Origin of the sequence: Caulobacter sp. 17J65-9 (assembly GCF_010975005.1) — a bacterium.
Lineage (GTDB): Bacteria > Pseudomonadota > Alphaproteobacteria > Caulobacterales > Caulobacteraceae > 17J80-11.
On record NZ_JAAIVC010000244.1, the window covers coordinates 1 to 3993 of the forward strand.

Genomic DNA, 3993 nt, shown 5'->3' on the forward strand with positions numbered 1-3993 from the left:
GACCTGGGCGCCGGCGGCACGCTGGTCGGCAAGGTGCGCTTCGTCGCCCGCCAGGCCGACCCGACCACCCGCACCTACCGCGTCGAGATCGCCGCCCCGAACCCGCAGGCCTCCGTCCGCGCCGGCCTGTCGGCGCAGATCAACGTCGAAGCCGGCCGCGGCGCCGCCCACCTGGTGCCGGTTTCGGCTCTGGTGCTGGACTCCGCCGGCCGCCAGGGCGTGCGCTACGTGGCCGACGACGGCCGGACAGTCGGGTTCGCACCGGTCAAGGTGCTGGAAGAGACCGCCGACGGCGTGTGGGTCTCGGGCCTGAGCGGCTCGGTCAATGTGATCACCGTCGGCCAGTCGTACGTGGCCGAAGGTCAGAAGGTGCGCGTGGCGTCGCGTTGATCGCGGGTCCGAAAAGGGAACTGAACCGATGATCGGAGCCATGATCCAGGGCGCCATCGCCCGCCGCAAGGTGGTGCTGGCCGTCACCCTGGTCGCCGCCTTGTTCGGCTTCTTCGCCTACCTGAACCTGCCGCGGGAATCGAACCCGGACATCACCTTCCCGTTCGTGTCGGTGACGGTGCCCTACCCCGGGGTCAGCCCCGAGGACGCCGAGCGCCTGCTGGTGCGCCCGATGGAGGTCGAGCTGCAGGCCGTCGAGGGCCTGAAGGAGATGAACGCCGTCGCGTCCCAGGGCGCGGCGACGGTGACGCTCGAATTCCCGGTCAACTTCAACAAGGAAAAGGCGCTCAACGACATCCGCTCCAAGGTCGACATGGCCAAGGGCCGCTTCCCGCCCGACGCCATGGAGCCGATCATCGAGGAGTACAACGCCAACCAGGACCCGGTGCTGACCGTGGTGCTGCATGGCGGCCTGCCGGAGCGGCAGCTGTTCAAGACCGCCCAGGACCTGAAGGACCGCATCGAGACCCTGCCCGGCGTGCTGCGCGCCGAGGTCTACGGCGGCCGCGAGGAACTGCTCGAGGTCACCATCGATCCGCTGCGGATGGAATCCTACAAGATCACCGCCGGCGATATCGCCAACGTGATCCGGGCCAACAACCAGCTGGTCCCGGCCGGCAACCTGGAGAACGGCCAGGGCAAGTTCGCGGTCAAGATCCCGGGCGTGGTCGAAGGCCCGAACGACATCCTCAGCCTGCCGATCAAGGTCAACGGCGACCGGGTCGTGACCCTGGGCGACGTCGCCCAGGTGCACCGCACCTTCAAGGAAGCCGGATCGATGTCGCGCGTGAACGGCGAGCCGTCGATGTCCATCGACATCGTCAAGCGCCAGGGCGCCAACATCCTCGACACCGTCAAGGACGCCCGCAAGCTGGTCGACGACGAGAAGGCGCACTGGCCGACCGCGGTGAAGGTCACCTACACCTTCGATCAGAGCGAGGACATCAACCGCAGCCTCACCCTGCTGGAGTCCGGGCTGATCATCGCCGTCATCCTGGTGATGATCATCATCGTCGCCTCGCTGGGCATCCGGGCCGGGCTGCTGGTCGGCGCCGCCATCCCGGCCTGCTTCATGCTGGCCTTCCTGATCCTGCAGGCCACCGGCATCACCCTGAACATGATGGTCATGTTCGGCCTGGTGCTGGCCGTGGGCATGCTGGTCGACGGCTCGATCGTCGTGGTCGAGTACGCCGACCGCAAGCTGGCCGAAGGCTTCGACAAGAAGGAAGCCTACAAGCTGGCCGGCGAGCGGATGTTCTGGCCAGTGTTCAACGGCATCGCCACCACGCTCTGCGCCTTCGTGCCGTTCCTGTTCTGGAACGAGATCGCCGGCAAGTTCATGAGCTACCTGCCGATCACCCTGTTCTTCGTGCTCGGCTCGTCGATCCTCATCGCCCTGATCTTCACCCCGGCGCTCGGCTCGCTGTTCGGCAAGCGCTCGGAAGAGCACGACCACGACGAGGAGAACATCCGCATCTCGGAAGAGGGCGACGCCCGCGAGATGAGCGGCTTCATGGGCCAGTACGCGCGCTTCCTGTGGGGCGTGGTGCACCGCCCCGGCCTGACCATGTTCGCCACCATCGGGGTGATCGTGGCCGTGCTCGTCTGGTTCAAGATGACGCCGCACAAGACCGAGTTCTTCCTCAACCAGGACCCAGAGTGGGCCACCGTCTACGTCAAGGCGCGCGGCAACCTCTCGACCCCGGCGATGAACCAGATCGTCAGCCAGGTCGAAGCCAGGCTGCAGAACGTCAAGGGCGTGGAGAACGTCTTCGTCCGCGTCGGCCGCCAGGGCGGCGGCCTGTTCGGCGGCGCTCCGGCCGACACCATCGGCTCGGTGCGCATGGACTTCGTCGACTTCGACCAGCGCAAGGTGCTGGGCGTGCGCGGCGCCGACATCGAAAAGGACGTCCGAGCCCGCGTCGGCGAGATCCCGGGCGTCGGCATCGAGGTGCGCAAGCCCCAGGGCGGTCCCCAGGGCGGCAAGGACGTGCAGGTCGAGCTGCGCAGCTCCGACGTCGTCGCCCTGGACCGCGCCTCCGAGATCATCCTGGCCGAGCTGAACAAGTCAGGCGAACTCTTCGAGATCGAGGACAGCCGCACCTCCCCGGGCCTGGAGTGGAACCTGGCCGTCGACCGCGAAGCGGCCGGCCGCTACGGCGTCAGCGTGCTTTCGGTCGGCCAGGCCATCCAGTTCGCCACCAACGGCGTGCTGGCCGGGCGCTTCCGCCCCGACGACGCCGACGACGAGCTGGACATCCGCGTCCGCTTCCCGGCCGACGCGCGCAACCTGTCGACCTTCGACCAGCTGAAGATCACCACGCCCCAGGGCGCGGTGCCGGCCTCCTACTTCGTGACCCGTCAGGCCGCGCCGCAGGTGACCACCATCAACCGTCGCGACGGTCAGCGTGTCGTGGTCATCCAGGCCAACGCCAAGCCGGGCGTCGCGGCCAACCAGGTGATCGCAAAGCTGAAACCGAAGCTCGAGAAGTCTGGCATCAGCGACGCGGTCCGCTGGAAATTCCGCGGCGCCGACGAGGACACGGCGAAGGCCGGCATGTTCTTCCTGACCGCCATGCTGGTGTCGCTGTTCATGATGGGCATGATCCTGCTCTGGCAGTTCAACAGCTTCTGGGGCGTGTTCTGCACCCTGTTCGCCGTGGTCCTGTCGACGGTCGGGGTCGTGCTGGGCATCCAGATCAACCTGCTGGGCACCTTCGACTACATCTCGATCATCATGTGCGGCACCGGCGTCGTCGCCCTCGCGGGCGTCATCGTCGGCCACAACATCGTGCTGGTGGACACCTTCTACCAAGAGAAGCGCAAGGGCGTGCCCGGCGACTTCGCGGCCCTGCGGGCGGCGGCCATGCGCTTCCGTCCGGTGCTGCTGACCACCCTGACCGCCGTGGTCGGCCTGCTGCCGCTGATGTTCCAGATCGAGCCCAACTTCCGCACCGGCGCGATCGAGTTCAAGCCGCCCGGCTCGGAGTGGTGGGTGCAGATGGCCGGCGCCATCGTGTGGGGCCTGTCGTTCTCGACCTTCCTCACCCTGCTGGTGACGCCGACCATGCTGGCCCTGCCCAGCGTGATGAAGGCCCGCTTCACCCGCAAGCGCACCGAGCCGGCGCTGCCGCCGCTCGGCGACTACCCGCCGCAGCCGGGCCGGCCCCTGCCGGAACCGGCCGAGTAAGGCCTCGACGCGCCTTTCGGGCCCAGTCCGATCCGAGGGATCGGATTGGGCCCTAGGCCTTCGGTTCGACCAGAACCAGGGTGGTTTGGGCCCCGCCGCCCGGCGGCGTCCAGTCCACCCGCCAACCGGCCTCCGTCCGCGCGGCCGTGAACACCCCGCCCGGCGCCCGGCTCGCCAGGGCGACCCGACGCTCCACAGCGACCTTGTCCGTCTCCACCCGCAGGGCGTGCTCGCCGGCCTTGATCGGGCCGTTCAGGCGCACGCCGTACACGCCCGCGGCGTCCGAGCGGCCGCGGCCGGCCGGGCGGCCGTCGACCGACACCCGCACCGGCGTGTTCGCCGTGGTCCGGCCG

Annotated in this window: 1 protein-coding gene and 2 pseudogenes; 2 read left to right on the forward strand and 1 reads right to left on the reverse strand. The window is 68.5% G+C overall.

Features of this window, described 5'->3' with window-relative positions; all coding sequences use genetic code 11:
• Nucleotides 1–390, forward strand: a pseudogene (locus G3573_RS20585) (hypothetical protein); the annotation flags it as partial.
• A gap of 28 nt (nt 391–418) precedes the next feature.
• A complete protein-coding gene (locus G3573_RS20590; protein ID WP_163263531.1) occupies nt 419–3640 on the forward strand; it encodes an efflux RND transporter permease subunit in 3222 nt (1073 codons plus the stop codon).
• Between the two features lie 52 nt (nt 3641–3692).
• Here G3573_RS20590 and G3573_RS20595 read toward each other — a convergent pair.
• Nucleotides 3693–3993, reverse strand: a pseudogene (locus tag G3573_RS20595) (hypothetical protein); the annotation flags it as partial.

Bases quoted from the DNA above. Each gene is read 5' to 3' on its own strand.
- G3573_RS20590 (WP_163263531.1), top strand. From the start codon at position 419: ATGATCGGAGCCATGATCCAGGGCGCCATCGCCCGCCGCAAGGTGGTG.